Source organism: Bacillus silvicola (assembly GCF_050524305.1).
In the GTDB taxonomy this organism is placed as follows: domain Bacteria; phylum Bacillota; class Bacilli; order Bacillales; family Bacillaceae_G; genus Bacillus_A; species Bacillus_A cereus_AT.
Window position 1 is genome coordinate 1,499,467 of record NZ_JBNGVC010000012.1, and the last position, 19,188, is coordinate 1,518,654.

Here is a 19,188-nt window from a genome sequence, read left to right on the forward strand (position 1 = left end):
TTATTTTGCATCGTACCAAGTTGGACCGTAAGAATAATCAACTTTCAATGGAACGGCTAGTTCAATTGCATGCTCCATTACTTCAGGTACAAGCTTCTCTAATTTTTCAATTTCTTCTTTTGGTGCCTCAAATATCAATTCATCGTGTACTTGCAGAAGAAGACGTGCTTGTAATCCTTCTTCTTCTAAACGATCTGCCATAATAATCATCGCTTTTTTAATAATATCAGCCGCACTACCTTGAATTGGTGTATTCATAGCTGTACGCTCAGCAAAGCTACGTAAATTGAAATTACGACTCGTAATTTCCGGAATATAACGGCGACGATTTAATAATGTAACCACATACCCTTTTTGTTTCGCATCTTTTACGATTTCATCCATGTATTCTTGTACACCAGGGAAACTTTCTAAATACTTTTCAATAAATTCCGCTGCTGCTTTTCTTGTAATTCCTAAGTTTTGCGAAAGACCATAATCACTAATGCCATACACAATTCCGAAGTTAACAGCTTTTGCTTGTCGCCTCATGTTAGATGTTACTTCATCTTTCCCAACACCGAATACATCCATAGCTGTTTTCGTATGAATATCCATGTCATGTTGGAATGCTTCAACTAACCCTGGATCATTTGCAATATGAGCAAGCACACGAAGTTCAATTTGTGAATAATCAGCCGCGTACATGATCCATCCTTCTTCTGATGGAACGAATGCCTGACGAATTTTTCTTCCTTCTTCTAATCGAATCGGGATATTTTGTAAGTTCGGATCTGTTGAACTTAATCGACCTGTTTGCGTTAACACTTGATTGAAACGAGTATGGATTTTAGATGAATCTTCATGTACAACTTTCAATAAACCTTCAATGTAAGTTGAATTTAGCTTTCCTAATTGACGATAATGTAAAATATTTGGAATAATTTCATGATGATCCATAAGTTTATCTAATACATCCGCCGACGTAGAATAACCTGTTTTCGTCTTTTTAATAACTGGTAAGTTTAAGTTCTCAAACAGAATAACCCCAAGTTGCTTCGGTGAATTAATATTAAATTCCGTTCCCGCAAGCTTATAAATTTCCTGTTCCATTTCCTTTAATCTACCTGCAAGTTCTTCTCCCATATTACGAAGACGCTCCGTATCAACTTTTACACCTTTTACTTCCATATCAGCTAATACACGCGCAAGTGGTAATTCTAACTCTGTAAACAATTCATATTGCTCGTTCTTTTTTAATTCTTCTAAGAACGTTTGCTTTACATCATATAATACATGCACTTTACGAGCTACATGCTCCGCTACTACATCTAACTCTGGAACTGCACGCTTCGCACCTTTTCCGTAAACTTCTTCATCCGATTTCACGGCATGCGTTTCTTTCATTTTCGCTACAGTACGGAAATCTTTATCCGTATCAGCTGGATCAAGTAAATAAGCAGCGATTAATAAATCAAAGTCAATTCCTTGAATATCTACACCGTTCCATTTGAGTGCAACGATAGCTCGCTTCGCATCAAATGTATGCTTTCTCATTTCTCCATTTGCAAGCCATGCTTTGAAAGCATCTGATTTAAGAGCAATGTCTGCCGAAATAAAGTAACAACCACTTTCATTTTGAATACCAAAACCTTGAATATCCGCTTTATGATAGTTATCTTCTTGCACTTCTACAATAAGCGCACTATCTTGCTGAAGCATTTCTTCTGTAACTTCTTCCACAATATCAAATGTAATATCATCTAATTCAGCTGGAGCTGTTTCTTCAGGCGTAACACCTAGCTTATTTAAAAGAGATGTAAATCCTAAATTCTCAAACATTGGAATAACATCACTTGGTTCATACCCTTTATATGCCATATCATCTACATGCACAGTAATTGGTGCGTCTGTAATAATCGTCGCAAGTTCTTTACTCATAAGTGCTTGTTCTTTATTTGCTTCTAACTTTTCTTTTAATTTCTTTCCGCTCACTTGATCTAAGTTTTCATATACTGCTTCAACCGTTTCAAATTGCGTTAATAATTTAATGGCTGTCTTCTCACCAACACCTGGTACACCTGGAATGTTATCTGATTGGTCTCCCATCAAACCTTTCATATCGATAATTTGCTTTGGTGATAAGCTATATTTCTCAAATAAAGCTTCTTTCGTATATTCATCTACTTCTGTAATCCCTTTGCGCGGAATACATACAAGTGTATTATCAGAAACAAGTTGAAGTAAGTCTTTATCTCCTGAAATAACTTTTACATAAGCCCCTTGCTCACTCGCTTCCTTCGCTAGGGTTCCCATAATGTCATCCGCTTCATAGTTTTCTAATTCATAGCGCGGAACATTAAATGCATCAAGTACTTCGCGAATAAATGGGAATTGCTCTGATAACTCAGGTGGAGTCTTTTGACGTCCTCCCTTGTAATCACTATACGTTTTATGACGGAATGTTGTTTTCCCCGCATCAAACGCCACAAGCATATGCGTCGGTTTTTCTTCCTCTAGTATCCTCATTAACATCATTGTAAAACCATAAATTGCGTTCGTATGTATACCTTTGTCGTTATTTAAAAGCGGTAGTGCAAAGAAAGCACGATACGCGATATTATTACCATCTACTAATACGACTTTTTTTTCCAAACTACAAACCTCCCCATACATATTTGAAACGATTTTTTCCACAGAAAAAAAACCGTTCCTGTCCTCTCTCTATATTAACATGACTAATAGAGAGAAGAAAAATAACGGCTATTTTCTATCATATATACAAACGTTTACTAACATAAAAGGGAAGTGACGAGAACAGCATAACTATTCTCGTCCAAAATTACTCCTTGGATGAAGGGGTTTTCATCTATTATATTAACAGAGCTTTATTAATATTTAATTAAGCCATTGTTAATATATTGTAAATATCCTTCATCCTATTTTTCAGTAGCTGATTTTGGCAAAACAACCGTAAATGTTGTTCCTTCCCCAACCTCACTATCCACCGTAATCGTACCTTGATGCGCTTCAACTAAATGTTTCACAATTGATAAACCAAGACCCGTTCCACCCGTATTTCTACTTCTTGCTTTATCCACTCGGTAAAAGCGTTCAAAAATACGTGGGATTTCCTCTTTGCTAATACCAATTCCAGTATCAGATACTTTTATATAAGCATTATATTTATCTTCTGCCAATTCAACAGAAACAACGCCTCCAGCCGGTGTATATACAATCGCGTTATTAATTAAATTAATAAAGATTTGTTTCAAGCGGCCTGGATCACCAATGACAGAGACACGTTTTAATGCATTCACTTGTAAAGAGATTTCTTTTTCTCCTGCTTTATTATCAAGCACCATATGAATATCTTCAAGAAGTCCCTTCATATCAACGGTCCCCATATTTAGTTTAAACCCTTGTTGCTCGATCTTTGACAAGTCTAATAAATCTTCAATTAATCCTTGCATGCGTTCACTTTCTTTTAAAATAATATGTAAGAAATGTTCACAGAATTTTTTATTATCCATAGCCCCATCCAAGAGCGTTTCTGAAAAACCTTTAATAGAAGTAATTGGTGTCTTTAGTTCATGAGAAACATTCGCTAAAAAGTCTTTTCTCATTTGTTCTAATTTCTTTAACTCTGTTATGTCATGGAATACAAGAACAATACCTTTCCATTCATGGTTCGTCCCGATAATCGGCGCTCCATATACTTCAAAATGCTTTCGCTCAATTCCAAGCGGCAATAACATTTGTTTACGCACTTTCACTTCTGTCATAAAGATTTCTTCCACAAGCTCAATAATTTCTGTATGATGAAACGATTCATAATATAAACGATCTAAATATTCTTCATCTGTTACGTGGAAAGTTTCCTTATAAGAACGATTTACAAGGTTTATATAACCGCGGCTATCAATTAAAATCATTCCACTTCCCATATTTTCAATTAACGTATGCAGACGATCCTGTTGCATTTCCTGCTCAAGTGTCATCTCTTGTAAATTACGAGCTAAAATATTAATCGCTTTACTCAGCATCCCTGTTTCATCCGAATGACTTTCATAAGCGCGTGCTTTATAATTTCCCTTTGCTAATTCAATGGCAACTTTCGTAACCGATTCAATCGGCCTAATATATTGCCCCGTAATTTTCATACCTAAAAATACGACTACGAGACAAGCGATAACAAATCCGATAATTAATAATCCCCACGTTTTTTGATGTACGTCTTTCAATGGCTCAATTGTACTTTTTACCAAAATGTATCCTTGTTTTCCTGCTAGATCTTGAACGAACACCGCATGATAAAATTCATTCTTTTGATCTGTTTCTTGCGTAATCACTTTACTTCGTTGTTTTGCTGCTTCCGAAGAAAGCTCTTTAATCGTCTCTTGACTAAATACAGATTGTTGCCCTTTGCTATATTGAACTCTCTTTTTTTCATCCACAAATACAATAGAAGCTGGTATTTTTTCTTCTAACTTTTCAAATACATATGGCTTTTTTAAAACATCATCAAAACCTTGTTCTTCTGCTAATACTGCAACATACTCTGTCTCTCGTACCATTCTCTCTTTCGAATGATCTATATAATAGTTTTCAAACACAGTTTCTAGTAATAAACCGAGTCCGACTAAAATAAATACAATAAGAGAAACAAATGTAAAAAGAAGCCTGGAACGAAATTTATTCATCCCCTTTTGGCTCCTCTAATTTATATCCTAAACCACGTATCGTTTTAATGTACGTCGGTTTTTTCGTATTTTGTTCAATTTTATCGCGTAAGTGGCTAATATGAACATCAACAATTCGTGTATCACCAGCAAAGTCATAATTCCATACAGCACTTAATAATTGATCACGCGTCAACACGCGACTTTTATTTTTCGCAAGATAAACAAGTAGTTCAAATTCTTTTGGGGTTAATTCAAGCTTTCTTCCTTGGAAATAAGCCTCATAAAACTCCGGTAAAATTTTAAGGTCTACAATTGTGATACTATCTTCATCCGGCGCTTCTGCAGCTTGTTCTTCATGTTGTAATTTCGTACGGCGCAAAATCGCCTTCACACGCGCAACAACTTCCCTTGGACTAAATGGCTTCGTCATATAATCATCTGCCCCAAGTTCAAGACCTAGCACCTTATCAAATTCATCATCTTTTGCTGTTAACATTAAAATCGGCGTCATAACACGCTGCAATCGTAATTCTTTACAAACTTCCATACCATCCATTTTCGGAAGCATTAAATCTAATATAATTAAATCTGGGCGTTCTGTTGTCGCTTTTTGAAGCGCCATTTCTCCATCCATCGCTGTTATAACTTCAAACCCAGCTTGTTGTAAATTAAATTCAATTAAAGTTAAGATAAACTCCTCATCATCAACTACTAAAATACGATTGTTCATTCTTTTCCTCCAAGTTATAGACTTGAAACCTTCTTCATCCTAGTATTTTCCCCGTTATTCTCATCATACTAGAAAACAAGGTCCCCCTCAATATAATTGTCTATTTGTGGAGTTAGATTACAGTAGAGTTACTCTAGAAAATCGAAATAATTACACTTTCGCTATTCATTTGCTATCCATACCCTGTAAATCATCCTATCTTCTTCACAAATCACCCCTGTACAAACTGTGAAGCCTTGATTTTGTGCTAAAAAAAACGCAAGAGCATACGCTATTTTATAATCCGGTGTTTCATACCCGCCAAATACTCTCCCGTACATTTCATTCGCGATTGAATCGGCCCACACTTCAGCTTCTCTTATCGTTTCAAAAATAATGTCTTCCCTTTCCCATTTCACAGTTACATCACCCCTCTAAACAAAAAGTAGCGCTAGCATATCCTTAATAAGAATATGACCAGCGCTACTTTTATATCATTCTAACTTTCATTTTTTAAAAATTATCTAATGCTTTTTCCATAATAGAAACAGATTTAAAAGGTGGCGTTACTGTTAATGAACCTTTTACAACATGCTCTCCTTGTTCATCATAAGCTGATACGAGCATATCAATTGTATGTTCCTCCTCTGAAACAGCCACAACTTCAAAGTGGATTTGTAACGTTTCATAATGGTGAACATGTTTCACGAACGTAAGGTCCTTCCTAGTAATATGACTACCTGGACCTGGTAAATATTTCGTAACCGCCGTTGTAATCAGCCCTGTTAGCATAATGCTTGGTACAATCGGCTTTTCATACGGAGTTTGGGATGCGTAATCATGCTGAATATATAATGGATTGGCATCATTCGTTAACCCTAAGTACAATAACAAATCTTTATCCTCAATTTTTTCAGTGATAGATAATTTCTCTCCTACTGTAATTTCATCCATTCTACGACCAATTTGAACTTTTTTCTTTAACATGTTACATCCCCCTCCGATTTTTTCACCTTATTATCCTACTAAAAGCGATACCTTATCCGAAATTTACTATGATGAGGGCAATATATAGTATAAGTCTATAGTTCCATTATAGGATACACCGAATGATAGCGTTTTCATATTATTCCAAAAAAACATTTCAATAAATAGTAGAAAAAGATTCGGGACCCCGAATCTTTTTCCGCTTATATTTAATTATTAAACAAGAACTTTCATAACGTTACGTACAGATTCTACAGAGCGATCTAACGCTTCTTTTTCATCTTCAAGAAGTTCTAATTCAATAATTTTTTCAATTCCGTTACCACCTAGAATTACTGGTACCCCTAAGTAAAGGTCACTATAACCATATTCACCTTCAAGGTAAGCAATAGCTGGTAATACACGGCGTTGATCTTTTAAGATTGCTTCTGTCATTTCAACTAAAGACGCAGCTGGTGCGTAATATGCACTACCGTTTCCTAATAAGCCTACAATTTCGCCGCCACCTTTACGTGTACGTTCTACAATTTCCTCTAAACGCTCTTTCGGAATTAATGTTTCTAACGGAATGCCACCTGCATAGGAATAACGTACAAGAGGTACCATATCGTCACCGTGTCCACCAAGAACAAATCCTGTAATGTCTTTCACAGAAAGATTTAATTCTTGTGAAATGAATGTACGGAAACGAGCTGTATCTAATACGCCCGATTGACCGATAACACGCTCTTTCGGGAATCCTGCTTCTTTAAATACAGAATATGTCATTGCATCAACCGGATTTGTTAATACAACAATAATCGCATTTGGTGAATGTTTTGCAATGTCGCGCGTAATACTTTTCATAATTTTAGAGTTTGTTGCTACTAAGTCATCACGGCTCATACCAGGCTTACGCGCAATACCAGCTGTAATAACGACAACGTCAGAATCAGCAGTATCTACGTAATCAGATGTACCAATAATGTTAGCATCAAAACCTTGTACTGGGCTCGCTTCTAACATATCTAACGCTTTCCCTTTTGTTGGATTTTCCAGCTGTGGAATGTCCACTAATACAACATCTGCAAGTTCTTTTTGTGCTAATAAGAATGCTGTTGTTGCTCCTGTAAATCCTGCACCGATGACTGAAACTTTCTTGCGTTTGATTGTCATAATTTACCCCCCCGCTTTAATTATGCGTTTTTGATTATCGCTACATCCATGTTTTTAATAAGTTCATTAGCGAACTCAGAACATTTCACTTCTGTTGCACCTTCCATTAAACGTGCGAAATCATATGTTACTACTTTTGAAGCAATTGTTTTCTCAACTGAATCAGTTACTAAATTCGCAGCTTCGTTCCATCCTAAGTGCTCTAATAATAGTACACCTGAAAGAAGAACTGAAGATGGGTTTACTTTATCTAAACCTGCATATTTTGGAGCTGTACCATGTGTAGCTTCAAAGATAGCATGTCCAGTCACATAGTTAATATTTGCACCAGGTGCAATACCAATTCCACCTACTTGTGCAGCAAGTGCATCAGAGATGTAGTCTCCGTTTAAGTTCATTGTTGCAACAACATCAAACTCACGTGGACGAGTTAAAATTTGTTGTAAGAAGATATCTGCAATAGAATCTTTTACGATGATCTTTCCAGCCACTTCTGCGTCTGCCATCGCTTTATTCGCTGCATCTTTTCCATCTTTTTCAACGATACGATCATATTCAGCCCAAGTAAATACTTTGTCGCCGAATTCTTGTTCAGCTACTTCGTAACCCCAGTTCTTGAAAGCACCTTCTGTAAATTTCATAATGTTTCCTTTATGAACTAATGTAACAGAAGAGCGTTTTTCGTTAATTGCATATTGAATTGCAGCACGAACAAGACGCTTTGTCCCTTCTTCTGAGATTGGTTTAATACCAATGCCAGATGTTTCTGGGAAGCGGATTTTATTAACACCCATTGCTTCTTTTAAGAAAGCAAGAACTTTCTCTGCTTCTGGAGAACCTTGTGCATATTCAATTCCAGCATAAATGTCTTCTGTATTTTCACGGAAAATAACCATATCAGTATCTTCCGGACGTTTTACAGGTGAAGGAACACCTTCAAAGTAACGAACTGGACGTAGACATACATATAAATCTAATTCTTGACGAAGCGCTACGTTTAGAGAACGAATACCACCGCCAACTGGAGTTGTAAGTGGACCTTTAATTGCGATTAAATATTCACGGATTAAATTTAAAGTCTCTTCTGGTAACCACTCGCCTGTTTGGTTGAATGCTTTTTCCCCTGCAAGCACTTCTTTCCAAACGATTTTCTTCTCACCATCATAAGCTTTTTCAACTGCTGCTTCTAGTACGCGAGATGCTGCAGCCCAAATATCAGGACCAATTCCATCTCCTTCGATAAATGGAATAATCGGATTGTTTGGTACATTCATAACACCATTAGTTACAGTAATTTTTTCACCTGTCGTCAATGTGATAACCCCCATGTTTGAAATTTCATATGTATGAAACTGAGGGAATAACCCCTCAGTTCAAACCGTTAGTCAAATTTAAATATTCTAATCATTACATCTTCCCGGAAAAATCAGACTTTTGAAAGCGTATTTTCACTATCAAAATAGTGTTTTTCGCTTATCGTTGTGCAATTGGAACATACACTTGATGTGTTGGTCCATTATAATCAGCACGTGGACGGATTAAACGGTTATTTTCATATTGTTCTAGAATATGAGCTAACCAGCCTGACATACGGCTAATTGCAAAAATAGGTGTAAATAAGTCATGGTCAATTCCTAAACAGTGGTATACAGAAGCTGAATAGAAATCAACATTTGGTGGAAGACCTTTTTCTTTTGTTACAATGTCTTCAATTTTGATAGACATATTATACCATTTGTCTTCGCCTAAAAGCACGCATAATCTCTTAGACATTTCGCGTAAGTGTTTCGCGCGTGGATCACCATGCTCATATACGCGATGACCAAATCCCATAATTTTCACTTTATTTTGAAGAGCATTATGAATATATGCTTCTACATTTTCTTCTTCGCCAATTTCAGTTAACATCTTCATTACATTTTCATTTGCCCCACCGTGAAGAGGACCTTTTAATGCACCGATTGCTGCTGTAATACCAGAATACACATCTGAAAGTGTAGCTACGCAAACACGTGCAGTAAATGTAGAAGCGTTTAACTCATGATCTGCATGAAGTACAAGCGCCTTATCAAAAGCTTCAATTTCAACTTCATTTGGCTCACGATCATTTAACATGTACAAGAAGTTTGCAGCTAATGATAAATCTTTTCTCGGCTCAACAATATCTAAACCTTTACGGATTCTTGCATAAGCAGCAATTAGAGTTCCTACTTGAGCCTGTAATTTAACCGCTTTCAAATAATTGGACTTTCCGTCCATTATTTCAGCGCTCTCATCGTATAATGATAGCATGGAAATCGCAGTTCGTAAAACAGACATCGGATGCGCGATTTTTAAATCTACTTGTTTCAAATATGTTAAAATTTCACCTGGTACTTTATAGTATTCAGATACAGTTTCACTAAATTCCGCTAGTTCTTGTTCGTTAGGAAGCTTGCGGTGCCATAATAAGTACACTACTTCTTCAAATGTAGCATTCTCCGCTAAATCATCAATATTATACCCAACATAAGTTAATGTATCATCAATAATAGAGCTCACAGATGATGTTGTTGCTACTACCCCTTCTAAACCTCGAATAACAGTCATGACATTCTCTCCTTTTCCTGAAAATTCTCCCAACCTTGCTCCTTATATCTATTTGCTCCCCTTATAAATTATGAACGCTCGTTCACTCTTTAGGCAAGCAAAATGCACGTTCATGCAAATTTGTTGCGATGTTCCCCTCTTATTGTCCATTGCTACATGGAAAGCATGAGCGTGAATGTCTCCCCGAATCCTCACGCTCAGAACAACAAGTTAGTGAGGAAAATGAATTCCGAAGAGTTTTATGATAAAAACAACATAAAACAATATCATTATAAAATTGTTTTATGTTGTTTTTATTTTATCTGGTGTATAGTCTCTGCTGTTATGTAACTTTTCAAAGTTTCTAATCCTATTATAAACAATTATCTGACTTTTGTGAACAGAAAGAATTCAAAAATTTTATATTACTATAAAATTTCTTATTTAAACATTTGTATAATACTCATAACTGCATAGGCAATTCCAGCCCCAATTAATGGACCTACAGCGACCCCATTAAATAAAGCTACAGCTATAATTGTCCCAAAAACAAGTGCAGTTGTAATATGAGGATCCGTCGTTAATAATTGCACCCCACCTTTCGCCAATAAAGCAACCGCCACTCCTGAGGCTAAAGCAATCCATGCATAATATGATTTCGCCGCTTCTCCGAGTTGTTTAAACCCTATTTCCCCCGTCGCAATTGGGACGAGCACCGCAATTGTAATAACCGTCACACCAAGGTTAATTCCTTTCGTTTGTAAATAAGGAAAGACTTTATCGCCTAAAAACGTAAACTTCAATAAAAATAAAACTCCAATAGCTACAGTAAGCGATTGATTTTTAGCAATTAATCCTATAATAAGTAGTATGAATAAAAATAACGTTGACTGACTAATCATGATTGCACTTCCTTTCTGAAAATAATGAACTTGTTTCCAAATAAAAATACCTTTAAACCTATCGTTATACATGTCATATCGATGTCTATTTGCCAATGAGAATAAGGCAACAATTTCATTTTTGCATGCATTTTTAACTTACAGAATGAAACTGTAACCAAAAAAATCAAAGCATGTATACATTTTTGAAAACGATTGTCTCTCCTTTCTTTTCTAACAAGAAACAGGTAAAATAAAAAGAAGAGAAAATGAAGTTTTTACCATATAGTAGAAGCATCATCAACAAGCTTTTACAGTCGTTCATGTACTGAAAAAGCAGGGAAAATCCATCATTCCACTATAACATAAAAGTGAAACTTTAATCAGTGAATGCTACTCGTTATAAGTTGAACGAATTAGGCTAATACAAATTGGAATGGGAGGTATACATCTTTGAACCGAAACTTACTATATATGATATTGCGACTCATATTTGTCATTGTAGCAACGGTAGCTGGGTTCTATGTATTACTATACATGTCAGGACTTATCTATCCTTTTATTATCGCTTTTGCATTCGCTTATTTGATTAATCCTGTCGTCAATTTCCTTAATCAAAAACTACAATTCCCTCGTGCATTAGCAGTACTCGTTAGCTTAATTCTCGTATTCGGGGCTATCGTCGGACTTGTTACATACCTTGTAACTGAAGCAATATCCGCCACAACATACTTACTTCAAATTGTTACAGTTAAGTTCCCAGATATCGTTGCATTCGCTCAACAATTTGCACTTAATCATATTATGCCTCTCTACGATGATTTAATCTCTAAATTTAATCATCTCGGAGAACCACAACGATATACTATTACACAAAACATTCAAAACTTAGGCACTGAAGCAACCACACAAATGAAAGAACTTTTAACCGCTATTATAAGCGGATTAACAAATTTCATTAGCGCATTACCAACAACTTTAACTGTTCTTGTATTCATTTTATTAGCAACTTTCTTCATTAGTTACGATTGGCACCATCTTGCTCATAAAGTAAGAAAACTTTTACCTAATCGTGTACACGGATACGGAAAAACTATTTTTGTCGATTTAAGAAAAGCTTTGTTTGGTTTTGTTAAAGCGCAACTTACACTCGTATCTATGACAACTGTCATTGTACTAATCGGCCTTTTAATATTACGCGTGCCATACGCAATTACTATCGCGATTATTACAGGAGTTGTAGATTTGCTCCCATACTTAGGAACTGGAGCCGTCTTCGTTCCTTGGGTTATATACGTATTTTTCACAGGCGACACCGCATTCGCCATCGGTCTTCTCATCTTATACATCGTCGTGATTGTCCAAAGACAAATCATGGAGCCGAAAGTACTTTCATCTAATATTGGACTTGATCCATTAGCGACACTCATCGCTTTATTTGTCGGCTTTAAGCTCTTTGGTTTTTTAGGATTAATCATCGGTCCAGTCACATTAGTACTACTTAACACATTACACAAAGCCCACGTTTTCCATGACTTATGGAAATTCATTAAAGGCTCACCATCAAAATGATATTTTCTAATTCACATACAACAAAAAACTTAACTGTAATCAGTGGGAATTTCCCACTGATTATTCACTGTACTCATTTTTATACTAACTACATTTCAAACGAGAGGATTTCCTAAAAAAGGATAATTCTCTTGTTTTTTTCATGAAAAATGCATATTTCATGGTATTTTTACATTTTTATTCTATTTTTTTCATAATTATTACTTACATTTATTACTTTTTATGTAAATGAATAAATATACAAATTAGGGCGAAATGCTCCTTTAATCAGTAGTTTTTTCTCTCATCTAACTTTTTCACACTAATCGAACACTAACAACACAAAAAATATTACCCTGACGTAAAACTTCCAATCCGTAACCCCCTGTATTCTACCTAGCATTAACTACCAGAAGTATAAATAGAAAATATAATAAAAAAATAACACTTAGATCGCTATAATCTAAGTGTTATTTCTGAACAATAATAGTAGCCTTCTTTCTCAATTTCCAATCAATCCACTTCATAACAATCGGCTTCAATAAAGCCCTCGTTACAGGGATAACAAAGATAAAACCTATTATATCCGTCACATATCCAGGAAGCACCAAAAGAATACCTCCTATAAAGACAAAAATACCATCTAGGACGGCATTACCCGGCATCTCTCCTCTATTTAACCTAAATTGAATCTCTCTAACTATTTTAAACCCTTGTCGTTTCGCCAAATACACGCCTACAATACCTGTAAATACAATCATAGCAAACGTAGACCATAAACCTATTACATGACTCGATCCAATTAAGACCGTAATTTCGATCGCCGGTATTAAAATAAGCAAGAATAGTAACCACTTCATAACTCGCACTCCTTCATATTTCATTTCAAAGGTTTAAGTATCTTCCTTTCAACTTACCAAGTCCCTTATAAGCCCCTTACGACGACCGTATAAGCCTCGAAAAAGATAAGTAACCCTCTTCCAACAAACGTTATAACAAACGTTCCCTGAAGTGATTTCAGGTGTTTAAAGCTATCTCTATCTATCCTTTTTTGTGTAAAAAAAAGAGAAGGACTCCGCTCCTTCTCTCCGTATTACTTCTTATAGCACTTCCGCATGTCCATTATAAACAATTCCGCGTGCTGCATCAACTGTTACTTCTTGGCCATTTTTTAAAGTTGTTGTTACGCCGTTTACACCAACGATAACAGGAATACCGATAGATACACCTACAACAGCCGCATGGCTTGTTAAACCGCCTTCTTCAACAACTAAAGCAGCAGCTTTTTCAATTGCAGGAATCATATCTTTATCAGTGCTTGTTGTAACAAGGATATCACCTTTGTTTACGTTCGCTACAGCTTCAGCAGCTGTTTTTGCTATAACTACTTTACCTTTTGCAGCTTTACGACCAATTCCTTGCCCTTTAGCAACTTCTTCACCAACAACGTGGATCTTCATTAAGTTTGTTGTACCAGTTTCAGCAACTGGTACACCAGCAGTGATTACTACAGTGTCTCCAAGTCCGATTAGACCTGCATCCATACCTGTTTGAATCGCAGTATCTAACATTTCGTCAGTAGACGCTGCACGTTTTCCAGCCATAAACGCTTGCACACCCCAAACAAGTGCAAGACGACGTCCTACTTGCTCATCAGTTGTTACAGCTACGATTGGAGATTTCGGACGGTATTTAGAGATCATTTTCGCAGTATATCCACTTTCTGTTGGAGCTACGATTGCAGCTACATCAAGAGCAAGTGCTGTGTGCGCAACAGATTGACTAATTGCATCTGTAATTGTTGGAGTGAACTCTTTAATACGTTTTTTGAACATATCTTCATATTGTAATGATTTTTCAACACGCACTGCAATGTTAGCCATCATTGTTACAGCTTCTACTGGGTATTGACCCGCAGCAGTTTCACCTGAAAGCATAATTGCATCTGTACCATCGAAGATTGCGTTAGCTACGTCACTTGCTTCCGCACGAGTTGGACGTGGGTTACGTTGCATAGAATCTAACATTTGCGTTGCAGTAATAACTGGTTTGCCTAATACGTTACATTTTTTGATTAGACGTTTTTGCACTAACGGTACTTCTTCTGGTGGAATTTCTACACCCATATCACCACGAGCAACCATTAAACCGTCAGAAACTTCTAAGATTGAATCGATATTGTCGATACCTTCTTGGTTTTCGATTTTTGGTACGATTTGGATGTATTGAGCGTCATGTCCTTCTAATAATTCACGAATTTCTAATACGTCAGATGCTTTACGCACGAAAGATGCTGCGATGAAATCAACTTTTTGTTCGATACCGAAAACGATATCTTTTACGTCTTTTTCAGTGATACCAGGAAGCTTAATGCTTACGTTTGGTACGTTAACACCTTTTTTATTTTTTACAGTTCCGCTGTTTAATACTTTTGTACGGATGTTTCCGTCAGCTTTTTCGATTACTTCTAGTTCGATAAGACCGTCATCGATTAGAATGCGAGAACCTGGGTCTACATCGTCATAAAGACCTGCATAAGATACAGAGAATTTCTCTGCAGTACCTAATACTTGCTCAGTAGAAAGAACTACTTCTGCACCTGTTACAAGCTCAGCTTGTCCGTCTACGAAGTCGTGAGTACGGATTTCTGGACCTTTTGTATCAAGTAAGATACCAACTGTTTTACCAGTTTTCTTTGAAGCTTCACGAATGTTTTTAATACGAGCGCCGTGCTCTTCATGGCTACCATGAGAGAAGTTTAAACGAGCAACGTTCATACCTGCTTCGATTAATTGCTCTAATTTCTCAATACTTTCACTAGCAGGACCTATAGTACATACAATTTTAGTTTTACGCATATTGCACCTCCGAAAATTATGAAACCGTTCCCAAATACAAGGCATTAAGCCGATTAGATGGATAATTCTTTAGATAATTGATACATATCTTTATCGATTGTATGCTTTTGAGCTAACGCTTCGATAATGTCATGATCAACAAGTTTATTGTTTTGGATACCTACACAGCGTCCACCTCTGCCATCAATTAGCAATTCAACTGCGCGCGCGCCAAGGCGACTTGCTAATACACGGTCTTGTGCACTTGGTGATCCACCACGTTGTACGTGACCTAATACCGTTACACGAGTGTCAAAGTTTGTTGCTTCTTCAATGTGTTTACCGATGTCAATTGCACTTCCAACACCTTCAGCTACAACAATAATACTGTGCTTTTTACCACGTTCACTACCGCGTTTCAGACGAGCGATAACATCATCCATGTCATACTTCTCTTCTGGAATTAAGATCGTTTCTGCACCATCAGCTAAACCAGCCCATAATGCGATATCTCCAGCGTGACGTCCCATTACTTCGATAACATATGTACGTTCATGAGATGTAGCTGTGTCACGGATTTTATCAATTGCATCAATAACAGTATTTAAAGCTGTATCGAAACCAATTGTGAAGTCTGTTCCAGGAATATCATTGTCGATTGTACCTGGTACACCAACACATGGGAATCCTTGTTCAGTTAATTTTTTAGCACCTTGGTAAGAGCCATCTCCACCAATAACAACAAGTCCTTCGATACCGTGTTTCTTTAATTGCTCGATACCTTTTAGTCGTACTTCTGGGTCTTTAAACTCAGGACATCTTGCTGTATATAATTTCGTACCACCGCGGTGGATAATATCGCCAACAGAACCAAGTTCTAATTTTTCAATGTGACCAGAAATTAAACCAGCGTATCCATGGTAAATACCATATACTTCAATATCATGGAAAATCGCTTTACGAACAACTGCACGAATGGCAGCATTCATACCAGGTGAATCTCCACCACTTGTTAATACACCAATACGTTTCATTTGTACTCACCTCATAAAGATTATTTGCCTTATAATAAAATAACACGAAAAAATATAAAAACACAATGGAGAAGATGTGTCTTTTCATAATAAAAACGTGCATTCGCGAAGAGGAACGCACGCTTTTCTTATTTTATCCCAATGGAAGCGTTTGAAAACGAAACTTGCCCAATTTTCATATATTTTTCATAACGTTTTTCGATTAATTCATCTTTCGAAATTCCGTTTAATTGTTCAAAAGTTTTTCTAATCATTAAGTCTATATTTTCTGACTGTTTCAAAAGATTACGGTGAGCTCCACCTTTTGCCTCTGGAATAATTTCATCAATTACACCTAATTCTTTCAAATCTGCTGCCGTAATTTTCATTGCTTCTGCAGCTTCCTTCGCTTTTCCTGCATCTTTCCAAAGAATTGCCGCTGCACCCTCTGGTGTAATAACAGAATAAGTGGAATTTTCTAGCATATGAATGTAATCTCCTACTCCAAGACCTAGCGCACCACCGCTACCACCTTCGCCAATAACGATACAAATAACTGGTACCGTTAAACCTGCCATCTCAAATAGATTGCGGGCAATAGCTTCACTTTGTCCACGTTCTTCAGCTGCTTTACCAGGATAAGCTCCCTTCGTATCGATGAAACAAATAATAGGACGATTAAACTTTTCCGCTTGTTTCATGAGACGCAGTGCTTTTCGATATCCTTCTGGATGAGGCATCCCAAAATTACGACGAATATTTTCTTTCGTATCTTTTCCGCGTTGATGCCCAATTACAGTTACAGGCATCCCCTTATATTTCGCAATGCCGCCGACAATCGCTGCATCATCACCAAATAGGCGATCTCCATGACATTCAAAAAAATCAGTAAATAAGTGCTCAATATAATCGAGCGTTGTCGGTCGTTCTGCATGACGAGCAATTTGAACACGGTCCCATACTTTCATATTGCCGTATATATCTTCCTCTAAATTTTCTAGCTTATCTTCCAAAATACGAATCTCCTCACTGAAGTCCATCTGGCTGTTTTTCGTATAGTCTTTCAGTTCACGAATCTTATTTCTTAGCTCAACAACTGGTTTCTCAAATTCTAGCTCTGCCATACAGCCATTTCCCCTCCTTGATGAACTTCTAAAATCTTACGGAGCGATTCTCTCATATCATCACGATGCACAACCGCATCTAATTGACCATGTTCTAGTAAAAATTCTGCCGTTTGGAAATCCTCTGGTAGCTTCTCACGCACCGTTTGTTCAATTACACGTCTACCAGCAAATCCGATAAGTGCACCTGGCTCTGCAAGATTATAATCACCAAGTGAAGCGAAACTCGCTGAAACCCCGCCCGTCGTCGGGTGAGTCATAACAGAAATAAATAGTCCTCCTGCATTACTATGCTTTTTCAAAGCTACGCTTGTTTTTGCCATTTGCATTAAACTTAATATCCCCTCTTGCATACGGGCACCACCCGAAGCAGTAAAGATAATAAATGGAACTTGTAAGTCGTATGCCTTTTCAACCGCACGGGCAATTTTTTCTCCTACAACAGAGCCCATGCTCCCCATTCGAAAACGAGAATCCATTACTGCAATAACAACAAGCATGTCATCAATTGTTCCTTCACCAGTTACAACCGCTTCATTCAACTCAGTCTTCTTACGATCGTTTTCTAGTTTCTCTTCATACCCTGGAAACTCAAGTGGATTTAATGAAACCATCTCTTTGTCATACTCACGAAATGAGCCTTCGTCCAATATACTATCAAGGCGTTCCCATGCATTCATCGGATGATGATATCCACAATTCACGCATACTTTTAAATTTTTAAGTAACTCTTTCGTATACATGATTTTTTTACATTTCGGACATTTTGTCATAACGCCATCTGGTACATCTTTCCGTACTTGTTCTGAAGGTATTGCAGCGTACTTTTTCTTTTTCACGAATAAATCTCTTAGCACAATTTGACCCCCTTCGTTGAGAGCTAAGGTTAGCGTAAGAAGAAAATGGGGCTAACACCAAAGTTTGATGTTAGCCTTATCTTCTCAATCTGTCTAATAACCTCTCTCTTTACGTTTAACTTTAACCGCTATGCGGTAGAATGTTTGTCATAACGTGTCATGGTCATTTCGACAAATTTTATACATTACGAGTGAAACTGTATATTCTCTACTAATTCATCGTAAATTTTTAACGCATCATTTTCTTGCTTCTCTTTCAAGACAGCATAAAGCTTTCTATACATTTCGATAGAATCTCCTGAAATTTCACAAGAAAGAGTTGCAACATAATCATTTACGATCATCCAAATGCGATAAAGTAAATAATTATCGAATTGTTCAATAAGTGTTTTAAAGAACGTTTGATGAAGCATTGGAATTGAGCCTTCATTTTCTTCAAGCACTTGGTGTAATTTACTTAGCACTTTAGAAAACGTTTCTTTCGGTAAATTACATACAAGTCGAATCATATCTTTCTCAAGCAATCTTTTTGTTTGTAATAAATCACGAATTGTTTTCTCATCTTGCAGCAAGAACGGAGCAATTAATTGTACAAGACCGTTATCGTAAAAGTTTCGAATAAACGTCCCCTCACCACGTCTTGTTTCAATTAACCCTACAAGTTCTAAAGCACGCAATGCTTCTCTTACAGAGGAACGGCCAACGTTTAAGCGTGAACTTAACTCACGCTCAGACGGCAAACGATCCCCCGCTACTAAACCATCCTCTTCCATTATGGAACGGATTTTTTTTACAATTTCGAGATATACTTTTGTATTTGATGATGTCAATGGAAATTCCTC

The 19,188-nt window shown here is 36.8% G+C and carries 16 protein-coding genes; 1 reads left to right on the top strand and 15 read right to left on the bottom strand.

What is annotated here, in order from left to right:
* The 9 genes from polA to ACP6L7_RS19795 all read right to left on the bottom strand — a co-directional run bounded on the left by polA (position 1) and on the right by ACP6L7_RS19795 (position 10,985).
* A complete protein-coding gene (gene polA / locus ACP6L7_RS19755) occupies positions 1–2,634 on the bottom strand; it encodes a DNA polymerase I (RefSeq protein WP_141533473.1) in 2,634 nt (877 codons plus the stop codon).
* A gap of 284 nt (positions 2,635–2,918) precedes the next feature.
* Positions 2,919–4,682: a sensory box histidine kinase PhoR gene (phoR, locus tag ACP6L7_RS19760; RefSeq protein WP_097832093.1), complete on the bottom strand. Its 1,764-nt coding sequence runs from the start codon at positions 4,680–4,682 to the stop codon at positions 2,919–2,921.
* Positions 4,675–5,394: a two-component system response regulator PhoP gene (gene phoP, locus ACP6L7_RS19765; protein WP_097832094.1), complete on the bottom strand. Its 720-nt coding sequence runs from the start codon at positions 5,392–5,394 to the stop codon at positions 4,675–4,677. The genes phoR and phoP overlap by 8 nt, the downstream gene beginning before the upstream one ends.
* Positions 5,395–5,555: 161 nt before the next feature.
* Entirely contained in the window at positions 5,556–5,792 is a 237-nt protein-coding gene (locus ACP6L7_RS19770) for a hypothetical protein (protein WP_097832095.1), read from the bottom strand.
* A gap of 94 nt (positions 5,793–5,886) precedes the next feature.
* Positions 5,887–6,360, bottom strand: a complete 474-nt coding sequence (locus ACP6L7_RS19775) for a MaoC family dehydratase (RefSeq protein WP_000914188.1) — start codon at positions 6,358–6,360, stop codon at positions 5,887–5,889.
* Between the two features lie 216 nt (positions 6,361–6,576).
* On the bottom strand, positions 6,577–7,515 hold the full coding sequence (gene mdh / locus ACP6L7_RS19780; protein WP_097832096.1) for a malate dehydrogenase: 939 nt from the start codon (positions 7,513–7,515) through the stop codon (positions 6,577–6,579).
* A 20-nt stretch (positions 7,516–7,535) separates the two neighbouring features.
* Positions 7,536–8,828 carry an NADP-dependent isocitrate dehydrogenase gene (gene icd / locus ACP6L7_RS19785; RefSeq protein WP_000206900.1) on the bottom strand — a complete coding sequence of 431 codons (1,293 nt, stop codon included), beginning with the start codon at positions 8,826–8,828 and terminating at the stop codon, positions 7,536–7,538.
* Between the two features lie 160 nt (positions 8,829–8,988).
* Positions 8,989–10,137 (bottom strand): citrate synthase, encoded by a 1,149-nt coding sequence (gene citZ / locus ACP6L7_RS19790; RefSeq protein ID WP_141533472.1) that lies wholly within the window; start codon positions 10,135–10,137, stop codon positions 8,989–8,991.
* Positions 10,138–10,523: 386 nt separating this feature from the next.
* Positions 10,524–10,985 (bottom strand): DUF441 domain-containing protein, encoded by a 462-nt coding sequence (locus tag ACP6L7_RS19795; protein ID WP_000625507.1) that lies wholly within the window; start codon positions 10,983–10,985, stop codon positions 10,524–10,526.
* A 432-nt stretch (positions 10,986–11,417) separates the two neighbouring features.
* Between ACP6L7_RS19795 and ytvI the strand changes: the two genes are divergently transcribed.
* A complete protein-coding gene (gene ytvI / locus ACP6L7_RS19800) occupies positions 11,418–12,536 on the top strand; it encodes a sporulation integral membrane protein YtvI (RefSeq protein ID WP_097832098.1) in 1,119 nt (372 codons plus the stop codon).
* Positions 12,537–12,985: 449 nt separating this feature from the next.
* On the opposite strand, the gene ACP6L7_RS19805 is transcribed toward ytvI, so the two are convergent.
* The 6 genes from ACP6L7_RS19805 to ACP6L7_RS19830 all read right to left on the bottom strand — a co-directional run bounded on the left by ACP6L7_RS19805 (position 12,986) and on the right by ACP6L7_RS19830 (position 19,176).
* Positions 12,986–13,375, bottom strand: coding sequence for an FxsA family protein (locus ACP6L7_RS19805; RefSeq protein WP_097832099.1), 390 nt, complete (start codon positions 13,373–13,375; stop codon positions 12,986–12,988).
* A 240-nt stretch (positions 13,376–13,615) separates the two neighbouring features.
* Entirely contained in the window at positions 13,616–15,373 is a 1,758-nt protein-coding gene (gene pyk, locus ACP6L7_RS19810) for a pyruvate kinase (protein ID WP_097832100.1), read from the bottom strand.
* A gap of 53 nt (positions 15,374–15,426) precedes the next feature.
* A complete protein-coding gene (gene pfkA, locus ACP6L7_RS19815; RefSeq protein WP_097832101.1) occupies positions 15,427–16,386 on the bottom strand; it encodes a 6-phosphofructokinase in 960 nt (319 codons plus the stop codon).
* 128 nt (positions 16,387–16,514) lie between these two features.
* The gene (gene accA / locus ACP6L7_RS19820; protein ID WP_000818790.1) at positions 16,515–17,489 is read right to left on the bottom strand and encodes an acetyl-CoA carboxylase carboxyl transferase subunit alpha; all 975 of its coding nucleotides are present in this window, start codon (positions 17,487–17,489) and stop codon (positions 16,515–16,517) included.
* Positions 17,477–18,346 carry an acetyl-CoA carboxylase, carboxyltransferase subunit beta gene (gene accD, locus ACP6L7_RS19825; protein WP_000942863.1) on the bottom strand — a complete coding sequence of 290 codons (870 nt, stop codon included), beginning with the start codon at positions 18,344–18,346 and terminating at the stop codon, positions 17,477–17,479. Before accD ends, accA begins: the two co-directional genes overlap by 13 nt.
* A gap of 185 nt (positions 18,347–18,531) precedes the next feature.
* Positions 18,532–19,176: a FadR/GntR family transcriptional regulator gene (locus ACP6L7_RS19830; RefSeq protein WP_097832102.1), complete on the bottom strand. Its 645-nt coding sequence runs from the start codon at positions 19,174–19,176 to the stop codon at positions 18,532–18,534.
* Positions 19,177–19,188: the final 12 nt, after the last annotated feature.

Coding starts and splice junctions, on each gene's coding strand:
- phoR (WP_097832093.1), bottom strand. CDS start 4,682: ATGAATAAATTTCGTTCCAGGCTTCTTTTTACATTTGTTTCTCTTATT.
- phoP (WP_097832094.1), bottom strand. CDS start 5,394: ATGAACAATCGTATTTTAGTAGTTGATGATGAGGAGTTTATCTTAACT.
- ACP6L7_RS19775 (WP_000914188.1), bottom strand. CDS start 6,360: ATGTTAAAGAAAAAAGTTCAAATTGGTCGTAGAATGGATGAAATTACA.
- mdh (WP_097832096.1), bottom strand. CDS start 7,515: ATGACAATCAAACGCAAGAAAGTTTCAGTCATCGGTGCAGGATTTACA.
- ACP6L7_RS19795 (WP_000625507.1), bottom strand. CDS start 10,985: ATGATTAGTCAGTCAACGTTATTTTTATTCATACTACTTATTATAGGA.
- ACP6L7_RS19805 (WP_097832099.1), bottom strand. CDS start 13,375: ATGAAGTGGTTACTATTCTTGCTTATTTTAATACCGGCGATCGAAATT.
- pyk (WP_097832100.1), bottom strand. CDS start 15,373: ATGCGTAAAACTAAAATTGTATGTACTATAGGTCCTGCTAGTGAAAGT.
- pfkA (WP_097832101.1), bottom strand. CDS start 16,386: ATGAAACGTATTGGTGTATTAACAAGTGGTGGAGATTCACCTGGTATG.
- accA (WP_000818790.1), bottom strand. CDS start 17,489: ATGGCAGAGCTAGAATTTGAGAAACCAGTTGTTGAGCTAAGAAATAAG.